The organism is Nonomuraea sp. CA-143628 (assembly GCF_050942315.1).
Taxonomy (GTDB): Bacteria; Actinomycetota; Actinomycetes; order Streptosporangiales; family Streptosporangiaceae; genus Nonomuraea.
The window spans coordinates 1,454,926-1,470,681 of sequence record NZ_CP192072.1; the positions used below are offsets into that span (position 1 = coordinate 1,454,926).

Annotated in this window: 14 protein-coding genes; 5 read left to right on the forward strand and 9 right to left on the reverse strand. The window is 67.9% G+C overall.

Features of this window, described 5'->3' with window-relative positions:
- The first annotated feature begins 73 nt into the window (after positions 1–73).
- Positions 74–1,240: an acyltransferase family protein gene (locus tag ACQP2T_RS06760; RefSeq protein ID WP_433515332.1), complete on the forward strand. Its 1,167-nt coding sequence runs from the start codon at positions 74–76 to the stop codon at positions 1,238–1,240.
- On the opposite strand, the gene ACQP2T_RS06765 is transcribed toward ACQP2T_RS06760, so the two are convergent.
- The 3 genes from ACQP2T_RS06765 to ACQP2T_RS06775 all read right to left on the reverse strand — a co-directional run bounded on the left by ACQP2T_RS06765 (position 1,218) and on the right by ACQP2T_RS06775 (position 5,074).
- Positions 1,218–3,080 carry a CASTOR/POLLUX-related putative ion channel gene (locus ACQP2T_RS06765; RefSeq protein WP_433515333.1) on the reverse strand — a complete coding sequence of 621 codons (1,863 nt, stop codon included), beginning with the start codon at positions 3,078–3,080 and terminating at the stop codon, positions 1,218–1,220. The genes ACQP2T_RS06760 and ACQP2T_RS06765 overlap by 23 nt on opposite strands.
- 135 nt (positions 3,081–3,215) lie before the next feature.
- A complete protein-coding gene (locus tag ACQP2T_RS06770; protein ID WP_433515334.1) occupies positions 3,216–4,664 on the reverse strand; it encodes an LCP family protein in 1,449 nt (482 codons plus the stop codon).
- A gap of 140 nt (positions 4,665–4,804) precedes the next feature.
- Positions 4,805–5,074, reverse strand: a complete 270-nt coding sequence (locus tag ACQP2T_RS06775; protein WP_433515335.1) for a GlsB/YeaQ/YmgE family stress response membrane protein — start codon at positions 5,072–5,074, stop codon at positions 4,805–4,807.
- 160 nt (positions 5,075–5,234) lie between these two features.
- Between ACQP2T_RS06775 and ACQP2T_RS06780 the strand changes: the two genes are divergently transcribed.
- Positions 5,235–5,843 carry a dihydrofolate reductase family protein gene (locus tag ACQP2T_RS06780; protein WP_433515336.1) on the forward strand — a complete coding sequence of 203 codons (609 nt, stop codon included), beginning with the start codon at positions 5,235–5,237 and terminating at the stop codon, positions 5,841–5,843.
- A gap of 57 nt (positions 5,844–5,900) precedes the next feature.
- On the opposite strand, the gene ACQP2T_RS06785 is transcribed toward ACQP2T_RS06780, so the two are convergent.
- Positions 5,901–6,302 (reverse strand): hypothetical protein, encoded by a 402-nt coding sequence (locus ACQP2T_RS06785; protein WP_433515337.1) that lies wholly within the window; start codon positions 6,300–6,302, stop codon positions 5,901–5,903.
- Between the two features lie 144 nt (positions 6,303–6,446).
- Positions 6,447–6,989, reverse strand: coding sequence for a helix-turn-helix domain-containing protein (locus tag ACQP2T_RS06790; protein ID WP_433515338.1), 543 nt, complete (start codon positions 6,987–6,989; stop codon positions 6,447–6,449).
- A 94-nt stretch (positions 6,990–7,083) separates the two neighbouring features.
- Between ACQP2T_RS06790 and ACQP2T_RS06795 the strand changes: the two genes are divergently transcribed.
- On the forward strand, positions 7,084–8,322 hold the full coding sequence (locus ACQP2T_RS06795) for a benzoate/H(+) symporter BenE family transporter (protein WP_433515339.1): 1,239 nt from the start codon (positions 7,084–7,086) through the stop codon (positions 8,320–8,322).
- 17 nt (positions 8,323–8,339) lie between these two features.
- On the opposite strand, the gene ACQP2T_RS06800 is transcribed toward ACQP2T_RS06795, so the two are convergent.
- From ACQP2T_RS06800 to ACQP2T_RS06810, 3 genes are all read right to left on the reverse strand, one after another.
- Positions 8,340–9,908 (reverse strand): hypothetical protein, encoded by a 1,569-nt coding sequence (locus tag ACQP2T_RS06800; protein ID WP_433515340.1) that lies wholly within the window; start codon positions 9,906–9,908, stop codon positions 8,340–8,342.
- 250 nt (positions 9,909–10,158) lie between these two features.
- Positions 10,159–10,536 carry a VOC family protein gene (locus ACQP2T_RS06805; protein WP_433515341.1) on the reverse strand — a complete coding sequence of 126 codons (378 nt, stop codon included), beginning with the start codon at positions 10,534–10,536 and terminating at the stop codon, positions 10,159–10,161.
- Positions 10,537–10,582: 46 nt separating this feature from the next.
- Positions 10,583–11,560, reverse strand: coding sequence for a hypothetical protein (locus ACQP2T_RS06810; RefSeq protein ID WP_433515342.1), 978 nt, complete (start codon positions 11,558–11,560; stop codon positions 10,583–10,585).
- Between the two features lie 212 nt (positions 11,561–11,772).
- Here ACQP2T_RS06810 and ACQP2T_RS06815 point away from each other — a divergent pair, with 212 nt between their 5' ends.
- Positions 11,773–12,216, forward strand: a complete 444-nt coding sequence (locus tag ACQP2T_RS06815) for a hypothetical protein (protein ID WP_433515343.1) — start codon at positions 11,773–11,775, stop codon at positions 12,214–12,216.
- A gap of 189 nt (positions 12,217–12,405) precedes the next feature.
- On the opposite strand, the gene ACQP2T_RS06820 is transcribed toward ACQP2T_RS06815, so the two are convergent.
- Positions 12,406–12,825, reverse strand: a complete 420-nt coding sequence (locus ACQP2T_RS06820; protein ID WP_433515344.1) for a DoxX family protein — start codon at positions 12,823–12,825, stop codon at positions 12,406–12,408.
- 382 nt (positions 12,826–13,207) lie between these two features.
- On the opposite strand from ACQP2T_RS06820, the gene ACQP2T_RS06825 reads away from it, so the two are divergent.
- Positions 13,208–15,754, forward strand: a complete 2,547-nt coding sequence (locus ACQP2T_RS06825) for a hypothetical protein (RefSeq protein ID WP_433515345.1) — start codon at positions 13,208–13,210, stop codon at positions 15,752–15,754.
- The last annotated feature ends 2 nt before the right edge of the window (positions 15,755–15,756 follow it).

Sequence of the window (15,756 nt, forward strand, 5' to 3'; positions counted from 1 at the left end):
GCGTCCGAAGGATCACGATTCCGATACGTTGGGCGGTATGCTCCCCGCTCTCCCTCAAGCCGCTCGTGCTGACGTGCGACAGGTTCCGTCCCGGTTCGCCTGGCTGGACGCGTTGCGCGGCATCGGCGCGCTGGCGGTGGTGGGGGAGCATCTGACGACCTGGGCGATGCCGTGGCTGCGGCCGGTCTCCTTCAACCTCGGCGTCTACGGCGTGCTGGTGTTCTTCCTGGTCAGCGGCTACATCATCCCGTCCTCGCTGGAACGGCACGGCGACGTGCGGGCCTTCTGGATCGGCCGGTTCTTCCGCCTCTATCCGCTCTACCTGGCGGTCATCGCCCTGGTCCTCGCTCTGGCCTGGTGGATCCCGGTACGGCCGGAGGTGCCCAGGGAGCTGTCCTCGGTGGCCGCGCACCTGACGATGCTGCTGGACACGGTGGGTACGGCAGGTGTGCTGAACACGATGTGGACGCTGTCGTACGAGATGGTGTTCTATCTGCTGGCCGCGGCCCTGTTCGTGACCGGCGTACGCGACGGACGGAACCTGCTGCCGGCCGTATTGGCGCTGGTCGCCGCCGCCGCTGGGCTGGTCCTGACCGGGCCGCCGCTGTCGGGCGGCTGGCTGGCCTGGGTGTCGTCCGGCCTCTTCGTGGTGGGGCTCGGCTGCGTGGTCTCCGGCCGCGGGCGTACGGTCGCGGCCTGCGCGCTGGGCTTGATGGCGCTGGCCTTGGTGCTGCTGAGCAGCCGCGTTCCCTGGTTCGGGGCGGCGATCCTGGCGGTGATGTTCGCCGGTACGGCGATCCGTCGCTGGGAACGCGGGCAGGCGCCGCTGTGGCCCGTGGTGGTCACCGCGATGGTCGTGGCCGCGACGCCGCTCTGGGCGCTCAACGCCGGTTGGTGGTGGGTGCAGCCCGACGTGTGGGGGCTGACCGTCCTCCTCGCCGCCCTCACCTTCGCCGGTGGCATGGCCTTACGTGCCCGCCCCCTTCCTGCCGTGCTCACCTGGCTCGGCACGATCAGTTACTCCCTCTACCTGGTCCACCTGCCGTTGCTGCTGATCGTCATGGAGCTGGCCGGTGAGATGCGCTGGTCGCCGCTGCCTCTGCAGATCGGGATCAGCGTGATCTTCCTGAGCCTGCTCATGCCGGCCAGCTGGCTCAGCCACCGCCTCATCGAGGGCCCCATGCAGCGCCTCGGGCGTCGGGTCATTTCCCAGCAGGTCAGTCTTCGGCGAGGACGATGACCAGGTCGCGGGGGCCGAGGGTGACCGGGTCGGACTTGCCGGGGTTGAGCACCACGCCGAAGTTGGGCGGGGCGGTGGACTCGACCGCCAGCCGGTAGCCGATGGCGGTCTCGCCACGGGCCCGGGCGGCGGCGATGACGGTGGCGAAGCTGACCGTCATTCCAGGGCGGACGTAGTCGGTCGCGGGCTTGAGGTAGATCTCCGACCCGTCGGCGTCGAAGAGGTAGCGGAACACCGCGCCCAGATGCGGGTTCTCCGACAGCTGGGTCATCAGCAGGCTGATCAGCTTGGTGCCGACCACGAAGTCGTCGGCCTTGGTCACCTGGGCCAGGCGGCGGTTGCGGTCGTCGTTCATCTCGCTGACGATCGGGAAGCGCTGCCCGGTACGGGAGGCCAGGTCGCGCAGGTGCAGCAGCGTCACCAGCGTGCGTGAATCCGCGTACTGCGACTCCAGTCGGTCGTCGGCCAGCACGATGATGTGGTCGAACATGCCCGGCTCCAGCGACTCCAGCGTGATCCGGTCGGTGGTGTCGCACTCCTTGACGTTCAGGGCCAGGTTGGTGAGCTCGAACGCGAACTCGGATTCGTCGACGGCGGCGGCCACGTTGAGGATCGAGCCGGGGGCCACGTACTGGTCGAGCTCGGCGACGATTTTCGGGGCGCGGCTGTTCCAGCCGAGCATCAGTGTGCTCTCCGGGGGCGCGGCCTCGCGGACGGGAAGGGAGATCGCCTGCTGGACGATGGGCGGGAAGCTGCGGACGAGCCGGACGGTGGAGTCGTCCTCGGCGATCACGATCATCTGGTCGCCCTCCATGACCTGGGTGTCCATGGGCGGGTTCAGGACCACCGAGCCGTCGCCGCGCCGGATCCCGATCAGTGAAGCGGTCTCGTACGCGAACAGCGCCTCCCCGTACGGGAAACCGGTCAGCTTCGGCTCCGTCCGCATGTAGATCTCGTCGCCGCCGAAGTCCAGCAGGTCGGTGACCACCACCGACAGGCCCGACTGGCGGCAGGTCTGCACGATGAGCCGGGAAGCGATGTCGTCGGCGTCGACCACCTGCGCGTGCCCGTTGGCGGCCAGTTCGGCCGCGACGCGGTTGCCGGAGTCGGTCACCGAGGCGATGATCGGCGGGCGGCGGCGGCGCCAGTTGCGGTTGGTCAGACCGAGGAGCGTCTTGACGACGTGCGCGTCCGGATCCTCGCCCGATGGGGAGAGAACGATGACGGACCGGGCGGTGTCCAGGCTGAGCATGTCGAGATCGGTCGGTTCTATGGTGCTGCCACTGCGTACGACGACACGGGTCTTGCCGGTGTCCTCGACCCGCGTGCGCAGTTCCTCCTCCATCTCCAGCTTGTCGCCGTCGCCGAGGATGGCGATGCAGGACTTGCCTTCGCTGGCGTTGGCCTCGACCAGCTCGGGGATGATCGTGAAAATCTGGTCCGACCAGCCGACCAGCACCGTGTGGCCGGACTCGACGATGCGGGAGCGGCCCTTGCGCAGCTCGGTCAGCTTGTTGTCCAGGCCGGTGGTGAGCACACCGACGAGGCTGGAGACGATCAGCAGGCCGCCGATGGTGATGGCGAACCCGAGGACCGTGAACATCGTGCTGCCCTCGTTGTCGCCCGCGACCGTGCCCGGGTCCATGGCGCGCATGAGGCTGCCCCAGAGCGCCTCGTACCAGCTGTCGTGGACATCGCTGTCGGCGAAGAGAATGGACAGGCCCGCGAAGATCACGACCATCACGACGGTGACGAGTGCGAGCCAGCCGATGAGGGCGGGTGTGCCCTTCGACATGCTGTTGTCGAACCGGTAACGCAGACGTTCTCGTCGTGTGGCCATGACCTAACCCATCGTTTTGGGCATCCTCTCGCCAGAGGCGGTAGGGGATGTGCGAAAAGTACCAATCGCCACAATTTTCCCCTTACTTCTGTCCTGCCGCTTGCATCTCGCTAACAAAGGGGTGAAGTAGCGCCGCTAGGTTTTCGCCTTGGTGGGCACGCATGACGAGTCCAGCGTGTCCAACTGCTGGGTGGGCTGGCGTGGTGACCGCGTGGTGGTGGGCGTACTGGTGGTCGTACTGGACGGAGAGGGGGTGGCGACCTTGCCGGCGCGGGCGATGGCGAACTTGACCGCCCGGCGGATGCGCGGGTAGTCGGGATAGGCCGGGTTGTACCTAGGTGGTACGAAGTTCACCTTGGCCACCTTGGCGCCCTTGACCTGCTGAGCGAGCGGCACCAGATCCTGCAGCAGATCGCGCGGGATGTCGGTGAGGAAGGTCTGCTTGGCGGCCTTGGCCAACGCGTTGAACTTCAACAGCACGTTGCCCGGGTTCAGCTGCTTGAGCATGGCGCTCATCACGCACTGCTGGCGCGCCATGCGGGTGTTATTGTCGGCGCCGGCGCAGGTGCTGCCCGGATGGTCGCGGGCCCTGCCGTACCAGAGGGCCTCGTTGCCGTCGAGGGTACGGGTGCCGGCCTTGACCACGCCGCCGTCGGCGCGTCCTACGCCGTAGCAGACGTCCCGCTCGACGTTGATGGTGACGCCGCCGAGAGCGTCGATCAGGTGTGCCACGCCCCACATGTTGACGAGCATGTAGTAGTCGATCTTGAGGCCCAGGATCTGGCCGAGCGTGCCCTTGACGGCCTCCGGGGCGCGGTCGGCGGAGCGGCCGACCACCTCGGGGTGCATGTCGGCGTACGCCCAGACCCCGTTGAGCAGGTCGGACGAGCCGCGGCCCTGGCCCGGCGGCAACGAGAAGTTCTTCGGCGGCGGGAACCGCTTGGCCAGCGCGGACCCCGGCGGGAACGGCGCGTTCTCCAACTCGCGCGGCAGCGCCAGGACCACGGAGTTGCCGGTGCGGACATCGATGCTGACCACGTTGATGCTGTCGGTACGGATGCTCACGCCCTTGCGGGAGGCGGCGCCGTCCCCGCCCAGCAGGGCGATGTTGAGCCGATCGCGTCCCTTCCACGGATCCTTGTGATCGATCGGCTTGGACGGTGAGGACTTGAAGACGCTGCCGATCGCGTCGTCAGAGGTACGAGCGGTCGTGGCGGCCAGCCCGAAAGGCAGCGCGACGGTCACCGACAGCACGCCCGCGACCGTGGCCGTACCGAGCTGTCCCCACTTGCCGAGCCTGGCGGGTCGCAACACGATGTACGAGCTGATCACGACCCCGGCCCAGGCCAGCCCGCCGACCACGCACAGGACGGTGATCACGGTCAGCCAGGTCGGATCGAGCAACAGGCCGGCCAGCGCGTTACGGTTGATCAGCGCGATCACGGCACCGATCAGCAGCACGCCGAAGGTGCCCATCATGATCATGCCGGTACGCTTACGGCCTGCCAGAAAGTGCGCGACGCCCGGAACGACGACCGACGCGAGCGTCCAGCCGATCACGGATGGAGCAGTCCACCTGCGCATCCAACCTCCCCCATAGGCAACATATGCCTCATTGCGTAGGGAATTTAGCAACTCACCACGCTTGGGGTGACCTAGACGGAGGTTCCCTGGGTTTCCTGGCAAGTGAAACGGCCACGGGCACAACCCGTGGCCGGGACGCTCTAGCTTCCGCGTTTGCCGTACAGGCCGACTGTCAGAGAGACGCCCAGCGCGGCCAGGGCGACCTGGATGCCGAGCTCGATCCAGTCGATGCCGCGGGTGTCGGCCACGCCGAGCGCGGCGGCGAAGGCGGTGCCGACGAGCGCCGCGACGACGCCGATCACGATGGTCAGCCAGATGGGGATGCGCTGGCGTCCGGGTACGACGAGCCGTCCCAGAGCGCCGATGACGATGCCGATGATGAGGCCGGAGATGATGCCGGTGACTTCCATGCTGAGACTCCCGATTGGTCGGCAACCTATCCGGGCAACGAACCACCTCCCGGACAGGGTTCCTCAGTCGGGCGGCGGGAGGAAGACCTTAAGAGAGTCGTAAGTCGGCTCTGCGAAGCTTCAGGCACATCGAGAACCGGTCCTTACCAGGAGGAACATCATGAGGACGATCGCCGCAAGCCTCTTCATCTCCCTCGACGGTGTTGTCGAGGAGCCGGCGGAGTGGCATTTCCCGTACTTCAACGACGAGATGGGCGCGGCCGTGGGCGGTCAGATGGCTGACACGCTGCTGCTGGGTCGTAAGACGTATGACAGTTTCGCCGGGGCGTGGCCGGAGCGGGAGGCGGAGGGTGGCGAGGACGCGGGTTTCGCCAAGACGCTTGGGGAAGCCCGGAAGATCGTGGTGTCGCGCCAGCCGTTGGAGTTCACCTGGCGTAACTCCGAGCTGCTTCAGGGCGACCTGGTGGAGGCCGTGACCGCTCTGAAGAGCGAGCCGGGCGGCCGGATCGCGGTGAGCGGCTCGGTCTCGGTGGTCCGGCAGCTGTTGCAGGCAGGGCTGCTGGACGAACTGCACCTGCTGGTGCACCCGATCGCGGTCCGCAAGGGCGAGCGGCTGTTCGACGAGGGGGACACCACCGTCCCGCTGGAGCTGATCAAGTCGGAGACGTTCACGACTGGGGTGCTGTACCTGGTCTACCGGCCTGCCCAGGCCACCGCCGACGCCTCCTACGGCGACGCCAAGACGCACCTGCCCCAGGACGAGCAGTAGAAGCCAACGTGTCACGGGGTCCGGAGGGGACCCCGTGACGTCGCGGGTTGGCATCCATTAGGCGGCGTCGAGGGCTTCGGTGATCTTGCGCGCCATTTCGGTCATGGTGGGGCTGGGCTGGCCCTTGTGGGGTCGGGTGGCGGCTTCGATGGCGACGATGACGGTGCGGCGGAAGTTGTCGGCCTCGGCCGGATCCTGCTTGAGCAGGCTCATGGATGCCGTCAGGGCCGGGAGTACTTGGTCGGCGAGTGCGGCGACGGTCTTGCCGTACTTCACGCCCTTGGGCGCCTTGGCCAGCACGTGTCCGACCAGGCCGGTCGCGGAGGTCAGGGCGATGGAGCCTTCGGTGGCGGCCTTGTGGGCCGAGCCGGCGGCGCCGGCGGCGGACATCAGCGAGACGGCGCCCCAGCCGGCGGTGCGCAGGGTGAGCTTGTCCTGGTCGGTAAGGGTGATCGACATGGTGGTGTGCTCCTTCAAACTCTTACGAGGTTCGACCGAACGGACAGACGCTGAACCGTTCATGGGCTCTACCATCCCCGATCGTTCTGATACCGGGCCGATGCCGTCCTGACGCGGCCGCTGACACGACGAAGGCTGATGGGCTCAGGTGTGTCGGGGGGAGCGGATCAATAGGGTGGCCAGCACCTCGTCTGGGCCGACAGCGCAATAGATGTGTGGGACGTCGGCCTGCCAGGAGACGTGCTCACCCGGGGCGGCCAGCAGAGGGACGTCGGCCGGGCCGGCGCGCAGCACGCCCGCGTAGACCGTTACGTGCTCGGTCACGCCGGGGGCGTGTGCCGGCGAGTGCTGTACGACGCCGGGGCGGACGCGCATGCGCAGCAACTCGAACGTCGCGGTCGGCTCTTCGAAGACCTCAAGCAGCGTGGCCGTTACGGCGGCGCCGGGCACGTGGACGGCCTCCGCGGGCGGTGCGCCGGGCTCCAGAACCAGGGCCGTCAACGGTACGCCCAAGGCTCCCGCCACCGCGTAGAGCGTCTCCAGTGTCGGGTTGCGGGTGCCCAGTTCCAGGCCGGACAGGGTGGCCTTGCCGATGCCGGCGTTGCGGGCCAGCGCCGACAGGGAGATGCCGCGGGCCTCCCGCAATCGCCGCAACCGGCTCCCGATTTCCGTGTCACGGCCGTCCACCCGGCAATCTTTGCACTCGTCTGCCGGACTTGTACCAGGGTGCCTGCATGGTTAGGGTTCGTTCCGTAAACGGAACGGTTAAGGGGGAGTGGGCGTGCGGGTGCAGGCCGTCATGGCGGGGCTGGTCAGTGCGGTGGTCGGCTACGCCAGTTCGTTCACCGTCGTGCTCGCCGGACTGCGTGCCGTCGGGGCGACGCCGGGGCAGGCCGCGTCCGGGCTGCTCGCCCTGTGCTGCGGCATCGGCGCGGTGGCGGTCGTCCTCGGGCTGCGGTACCGCATGCCGATCAGCATCGCCTGGTCCACCCCCGGCGCGGCGCTGCTGGTGGCGACCGGTCCCGTGCCCGGCGGCTTCCCGGCCGCGGTCGGCGCGTTCATCGTCTGCGCCGGGCTCATCGTCCTGGCCGGCCTGTCGCCCTGGCTGGCCCGGGCGATCGCCGCCATCCCGCGTCCGATCGCCGGTGCCATGCTGGCGGGCGTCATCCTCAGCCTGTGCACCGCACCGGTCCGCGCCGTCGTCGACGTCCCGCTGCTGGCCGTGCCCGTCGTCCTGACCTGGGCGGTGTTACTGCGGTACCTGCGGCAGTGGGCCGTTCCGGGCGCGCTCGTCGTGGCGGTCATCGCCATCGCGGTGCACGGGCCCGGCAACGGCCTGTCCGGCGCGTCGCTGCGACCCGTGATCGAGCTGACCACCCCGACGCTGAACCTCTCCGTAGTGGTGAGCATCGCCCTCCCGCTGTTTCTCGTCACCATGGCCGCGCAGAACGTCCCCGGTATGGCGGTCATGGCGACATACGGCTACAAGCCGCCCCTGCGCCCGGTCCTCGTCGCGACCGGCCTGGCGAGCGCGGCGGCGGCACCGTTCGGCGGTCACGCCATCAACCTGGCCGCGATCACCGCGGCGCTGACCGCCGGCCCGGACACCCACCCTGACCCCGGCCGCCGGTGGATCGCGACAGTGGCCCTCGGCGCCGGGCAGCTGACGCTCGGCCTCGGCGCCGGCCTGGCCATGGCCCTGGTGCTGCTGTCCCCACCCGTGCTGGTCATCGCGGTGGCCGGCCTCGCGTTGCTGCCGGCGCTCGGCTCGTCGCTGGCGGGCGCGGTGACCGAACCGGAGGGGCGGGAGGCCGCGGTGGTCACTTTCGTGGTCACCGCGTCGGGGATGACGATCCTGGGCATCGGCGCGGCGTTCTGGGGCTTGGTCGCGGGCGGCCTGACCGCACTTCTTCTGCACCGGCGACCACCGTTGGAACGGCGACCGTCATCCACCGTGGAAACCGGGGCGGAACGACCCGTGGGCCAAGTGGCTGGTATGTCGGCCGATCAGCCGTCGTAGTGGAAGGTCCTCGCCCCTCAGTCCCACATCATGGGCCCGTCGCTTGAGGGATTCAGTGCGGTGAGTGGCGAGGCCAGTCTGCTTGTCAGGTCGGCGATCACCAGCTCGGTCAGGGTGCCGGGGAAGGTGTGCCGGTTGAATTCGACGTCCCAGACCATCGTCCACCGGTTGGGGTCCGGATCGCTGGTGTCCCACCAGATGGTGTCGCGGCCTTCAGTGTTCGCGCACCACAGCAGTCCTCCAAGGGCGGGATGCACGGTCATCGCCGTGTCTTCTTCCCAGTCGAGGTATTCGACCCGCTCTTCGTGCTGCTGCTGGAGTTCCTCCGGATGTCCGATCGTGATGCCGTTGATCCCGATCGCCCCGTACACCTCGAACAACCGCTTGTAGTCGGCCGGAAGCCGCAACCCGAGCGCCCGCTCGATCGCCGGCCAGTCGTAGGTATAGCCGCTGGTCCGTGGCTCCCCGATGATCGTCGCCAACTGCGCCAGCGTGTCTCGCGGCCCCTCCTCTACAGCCGCGGCGGGGTCGACGTCCGGCGGGAACAGCACGCGCGGACGTGGCACCGCCGACAGCGACAGCACGGACAGGTCCAGCCGCCCGTCGAGCCACCGATCGAGGAACCCTGTGGCGCTGTACGGCAACCGCTGCCACCCCAGACCATCGGCATCGACCAGCACCACCGGCCACTCGGCCGGCTCGCCGCTGACCGGAAGCCACCAGCATGTCTCACCACCGTCGAACATCCCCCACAACCGCAAGCCGCCGGGCTCAGGCGCGATCGGTGACGGGACCACCCGCTCGCCCGCCGCTCGCCGTGAACGCAGCCGCTCGCTCACCACGGCCTCCTCCGCATCCAGGTCGAAGCCCTTCGGCGCCCCCGGAGCGAGCAGCCGCAGCACGCCGGCCAGCCTCCCGACGCCGTACTGGCCGACCAGCGCGGCATAATCCTCGGGCACCCCTGTGGTCGCCTTGACCGTCGCCGCCTGCCCGGCGACCTCGAGTGCGAGCGGCACTCCCGGGAAGGAGGCCCGCTCCGGCACATCCTTCAGCACGAGCGGAGCGAATTCCCAGGCGTACGGAGGCGACACCGCGACCAGGGCCTCTCCCAGACCGAGGCTGCCGCGCACCCGCGCGGCGAGCACCTCCGTCATGGGTGCGTCCACCAGTTGCCACGCCGGATCCGGCGAATGCTGGGTGAAGATCCTGGTCGGCCAGTCGTTCGGGTCGGCGGAGACCGAGGTGTCCCAGAAGTAGTACTCGCTTCCGCGCGACTCACCCCACACCAGGAGCCCGCCTGGTTCGGGATGGAAGGCGTACGGGTGAGACGGCGGATCACCGGCGCGGATGCTGCGTTGCAGCCCTTGCCGCTGGTCGAGTTGCCGGAAATACCCGCGGCGCCCGGAGCGATGGGGCATCACGACCCAGATCCACTCACCGACCAGCACAGGTCCGTACCTCTCGGTGAACTCTTTGTAGTCGTCGGGAAGCCGGAGGCCGAGCCACTGTTCGACGCCGGGCCAGTCGACGGGAAAGGCGGCAGGGGGCGGCGGGCCGATGACGGCGGCCAGGGCAGCAAGATCCATGCCTGGATTCTGCAGCACCGCCCGACACCGTACTCGCCGCGGTCGATGAGCCGGCCTCGGGTGATGACGCTGTTGACCCGTGTGGCGTTGCGGATGTCGTGCATCGGGTCGGCGTCCATTAGGCGGCGTTGAGGGCTTCGGTGATTTTGCTGGCCATTTCGGTCATGGTGGGGTTGGGCTGGCCTTTGTGGGGTTGTGTGGCGGCGTCGATGCCGTCCTGACGCGGACACTGACAAAGGCAGGTGTGATCTCAGCGGGGATCAGCGACGCAGAATTCGTTGCCCTCTGGGTCTCGCATGATCGTCCAGGAGTCGAACTCGCGAACCACTGACGCGCCTTGCGAGACCAGCCGTTCGACTTCAGCCGATCGATCAGCGGCGATGAGATCGAGATGGAGGTGGTTGCCGGGGTTGCCGGTCTCAGGGACTTCGCTGAAGAACAAGATCGGCCCAGGGCCGTCGACGGCCACGCTGGGGTCGGTCTCGGGTGTTCGGCCCAGGCGGGCGAGCCGCTCGATCTCGGCGTCGTCGTATGGCCGTATCTCGTATCCGTCTAGTGCTTGTGCCCAGAACCGGGCCATCGCAGACGGCCGCTCACAATGGAACACGATCTCCCGTAGTACCGCCATCTATGTCCCTTCTTCGGCAGTTGAAGCAGAGCCGGCGCGGCGACGATCATGCTGGGGGTGCGGAGACACCTTCCCGGGATTGAGCCGGAGTAGTGGCGTAGCAGGGAGGAAGGGGCGCTGGAACGACCGCGGCCGGGTCGATGACGGCGCGGCGCTCGCCGGTGGGCTGGGGGCAGTGGTCGTCGCGGCTGATGCGGATATCGGCCACTTTCGGGGCCAGGCGGTAGGTCGCGAAGGGCACGGTGCACTCGGTGTGGCCGTCCTCCCAGCGCAGCCACACCACGTCGTCCTTGCGCGGGTTGACCATGGCCAGCGTGTCGCGGCTGTCGTTGAGCGGCTGGTAGTCGTCGGTGACGTCGTGGAACCGGCCGGTCTGCCCGTGATCGTAGAAGCAGACGGAGGGCGAATCGCATCGGTTGGGATCTTCGCCGTGAATCTGGGGGATGGCCTGACTGGCGGCGGGCCGTACTAACAGGGTCACCACCGTGGCGATCAGTGCCCCTGCCACGAGCCCGGCCAGGCCGACCAGCATGACGCGGGCGCGACCCGGCCGGGCGGCGGCCGGGTCCGGTGCGTCGGTCTGGGATGCCTCTCCCTCGGCGTCCTGGGCGGCGGGCTCGAGGTCCCCCGGAGCAGCGGGGTCGAGGTCGCCTGGGGTGGCGGGGTCGAGGTCGCCCGGGGCGGCGACCCGCCGCCAGGCGTCCTGCCAGCGCGCGACCTGCGCCTCGATCTGCTCGGACGGCATGTCGCAGGCGGTGAGGCATGCCGTTATGTAGGCCTCGACGAAGGCCAGCCGCGGCAGGCTGGGCAAACCCCGCCCATTGAGTGTGTAGGACACGGTGCTCGGCGGCAGGGCGTCCACCTCATGGCCGTCTGGGGTGGTCGAGCGGCCGGCCAGGTGGCGCAGTCGGCGCAGTGAGGGCCGTCCCGCCCAGAGCCTGAGCCGATCGAGCGCCTCGACGAATTCTCGGGCGGTGCTTGCTGATGCCGGGTCCGGCGGAGGCGAGGTCACCGCATCGGCCATTTGAAGATCACCTTCGTGGAGTCGGAGAGCGGAGTAGTCGGCTGCACCTTTAGCGTCTTACGCCCGTTGTACGAGATCAGTCAATTGTGTCCAAGAGTGTTGCGCCGCTTGTTGGACACCTGTCCGCCCAGGTGAGCTGGCTGTGCCTGGCCGAATTCGGGCCAGCATCCTGCAATTCCCCAAATGGTGGAAACACCGAGAGGACTCCCGCCATGCATGCCGCAAGATACGCCGCGCTCGGTGCCGTCCTGGTGGCCGGCGCGATCATCGCCGCGCCGCCGACCCAGGCGGCCACCTCATCTGTTCCCCTGGGCTCGACTGTCGCCCAGGCGTCCCAGAGCACCGCCGTCCAGGCCGCCCACGGCAAGGAGGTCGCCGCAGGGTGCCTGCACATGTACCGTCCCGAGGTACGTCCCGGCAAGATCGCGGCCACCGTCTATGCGCCGGGCTGCCGCGGCGTGCTCTTCGGCACCAACCTGGTGCGCAAGCGCGCGTGGGGCTGGCAGACCATCAAGTACATCACCTGGCGCGGCCCCGGCCCCCGCACGCTCTACGCGGGCTGCAAGAGGGGCACGACCTTCACCTACATGACCGAGGCGTGGGTCGTCTCCCAGAACCGCCCGGTCTACAGCCCCAAGCGTCGCGGCCGCTGCTGACCTCACCGGCCTGACCCCGGCACTCGGCGCCCCGGCATGCCTGACCCTGGCGCTCCGGCATGCCTTGCCGAGGTCCGCGCCGATGTCCGCGCCGACGTCCGCCGGCTCAAGGGCATCGCACGGCACGCCCCGCCAGGTCACCGGCGGGGCGTGCCCTGCGAAGGCGTCGGCTCGGGGATCGGCGGGCCGTCATCTGCCTCTGTCGTACTCCAGAGTTCGCGAGGGCAGCAGCGTGGCCAGTGCCCAGCGTCCGGGGCCGAAGACGGCGATGATCAGAAACGACCAGCAGAAGAGGGCGGCCGGTTCGCCGCCGTTCTGGATCGGGAACAGCGCCTGGGGCTGGTGGACCACGAAGTAGGCGTACGCCATGGTGCCGGAGCAGACGATGGCGGCGGTACGGGTGCCCAGCCCGAGCAGGACGAAGATCCCGCCGGCCAGTTCGATGACCGCGGCCCACCACCCGGGCCACTGCCCGAAGCCGGGCGCCGGGCCGTGCGGCCCGCCCAGCACGTTGAAGAGGGTCGCGGCGCCGTGGCAGGCGAACAGCAGACCCACCACGAACCGGTACAGGGCCAGGACCAGCCCCTGATTCTTGGCCAGAAGCTCCATAGCGCATCCCTTTCAGAAAGAGGTCGGGAAGCGGGTTCATGGCATGTCGGCAGCCGGCCCGGTGGAGGGACGGCCGCGATCGTGACCCGCTAGAAGGGCATTGGGAGCGCTCCCAATGAGTTTCTGGAAGCTGGTCGTGAGCTGTCAATCTCAATCCCCGGAAAAAGGCGCCCCCAATAGTCGGCAAACGCCTCATGTGGCCATATATCCGCACTGACTCGGACGGTCAGTGAAATTTTCACCCCTGCATGACTAGGGCAGGGCCAGGGCAACCTGTTCCACCAGTAGGGGCCGATCTTGAAATGCCCGTGCCCGTCACATCTGTGTTGCAGCTTGACCTCTCCTACCCGTCACAGACGCTTGCCGGAAAATACTTCTCTACATGAGCAGCCGGGAGCGGATCTTCGACGACTTCGCCAAAGCCGTCTTCACAAAGGTGCTTCGCCGCAGGAAGTGGCGGAGCCGCCTGCTCATAGGAATTCATGAGGGAGCCGCGGGTTTGGCGCCCACGGTGCTCATCGATGCCCTGACAAACCGGCTGCGACTAGGCAAGACACCGCTGGTGCCGTACGCGGTGGTGGATGAGCGGGCTCGTGTGGCGCGGCAGATCGCGACAGGGCTGACGGCTCCGAGGGGGTGGGGCACGCTTCGCTTCCCCCAATACAACGTCTTCAGGGCACTCGAGTCGGATGCCTTCGCCGGAATGGATCCGCAGGATTGTGCCTTCAGAAAGCTCCACCCTTTCCTGTGCCGGTTCGTCCAACTTCCGGGCGCGCCTGATCCGGTTCTTTGGTGGATCCGGATGGTCGGCTTCGCCATAGTGTTCGCGGGCTGGTTCGAACAGTTGCGGTTCGGCGGGACATGGAGACGTCGCATGCGCCGCAACTGGTTCGCGAAATTCGCCGGGGGAAGCCACGAGGATTTTTTCGAGCAGGCCGCGACCATCATGCGTGGCAGCGACGAGCGGAAGAAGGAAGGCGTGCTTCTCCGCGCGCTCCTGTGCGATCTGGACGCGGCGTTCACCCCGCGGCTGTCTCCTTGGCGGCGACGCCGGCGGAGCGGATTCATGCTGTTCATCAAGAACGGCGACGAGCTCGCTGATCTCGTACGGCAGGCGATAGAGGACACCAAAGCGCGACACATCACCGTGATCTTCGCCCGATCCGGTCAGGCCGCGGGCGCGCCGAATCTCGCCGAGGCCACGCTCCGTCTCATCCTGCACGGAGACACCGAGCTTCAGGTGACGACGAGGGACATGGCGGCGGGTGCCACCGCGGAGCAGCTCGCCGGCGCGTACAAGATTCCGGTGAGGCTGAGCAGCTCCGCCCTGGTCGTCGTCGTCGCTGTCCTGCAGATCGTGATCCCCACCGTCGTTGGCTATTTCGGCGCCGCGCGGCTTTTCCAATTCTGGCCCTGGTCCAGGGATGAGACCTGTCTCGGCGAGACCGCTGGTCATGCGGCGACGGCGACCACGCCGATCGGCCTGCTCTCCTCTCAGGAGGCGACCCGTCTCTACAACGCCGACAAGCAGGCGATCGACGACGAGAACACCCGGGTCAGGGGCCTGGCCAGTAAGAACCCCGACATGAGATACACCATCAAAAGGATCGTCTACCTGGGCTCCGGTGTCGCGGGCGCCTTCGACGCCGGAGTCGCCTACAACGGCGTGATCCCCGAACTGCACGGCATCCGACTGGCGCAACGGAAGATGAACGAACTCGCCGAGGGCAATCCGCGAACGAAGGATCAGCTCTCGGGCAACGTCTTCGTCATCGTCGACATCCGGGAGGCCGGCAAAGACTATGCCCAAGCGCCTCAGATCGCTCAGCAGGTGGTGCGGCAGTCAACCGAGACCGTCCTCGGTGTCATCGGGCTCGGCGAGAGCAGACAGCAGACACTGGAGGCCCTGAAGACCCTCGGCGACGGCGGGCTGCCCATTCTCGGCATGGGCGCCACCTCCGAGGATATGCAGGCCCATCCGCTCTACCATCAGATCTCCTTCGACAACCCGTACCAGGCGCGCATGTTCGCGGCGTTCGCTCGACAGGCCAACATCATCCGGGCAGGTGAATCCGGCCGCTGTGTCCCCGCTGACAAAGCACTGGTCATCGGCGACCCCACTGACAACTACAGCCTCCGGCTCGGGGAGGACCTCGTGGCCGCGTTCCCCGTAGACAAGGCGCACGTCATCTGGTTTCCGCCGCCGGGATCGGCGACGTCCGTCCATCCCGCGGGCACCTTCGTGACCAGCGACTCGGAGTTGCTGGAAAAGGCGTGCGCGCAACTGACTCAGGGTGCCGACGACCGTACCGTGGTCTTCTGGTCCGGCAGGGGGGAGCGTCTGCGGGACTTTCTTGTCGCGGCCAAGGACAGCGCCGCCTGCCCCGCGTCGTTCACTGTGGTCAGCGGTGGCGACATCTCGACCACGGCCGTTCTCAAAGAGCGATTTCCCACCGACTTCGCCGGCGTGACGCTCTTCTACTCCGCGCACGCGCTGCCGAGCAGCCCGCCCAACAGCGCCGGGGATGACTACGCTCACCGTTACCTGGACCTGTACAAGACCACGAATGATCCCTGGTACGACAACTGGCGAGGACCGATCGCCTATGACGGCCTCGTCACCATGGTGTCGGGAATCAACACCGTGTGCCGGGAGAACGGGCCGGCCGGCTGCGGGAGGGGATCGGTGGCCAGCCATTTCCGCTACCGCGTCGGAGGAGAGTCCGGGCTTCGGGGCGCGACGGGGATCATCCGGTTCGTCAAGGATCCGTGGGCGACCGCGGTTCCCGCGCCTCTCCAGAAGCGGTTCCTGATGCTCCGCGCGACGCCTACGGGACCATCGATCGTCATGGAGTGCGGGCAGCGCGACACCAACGACCTCAGGACCACCTGGGGGCCCAAGGGCGCGTTCGACTGCCCGAGTGCATAAAG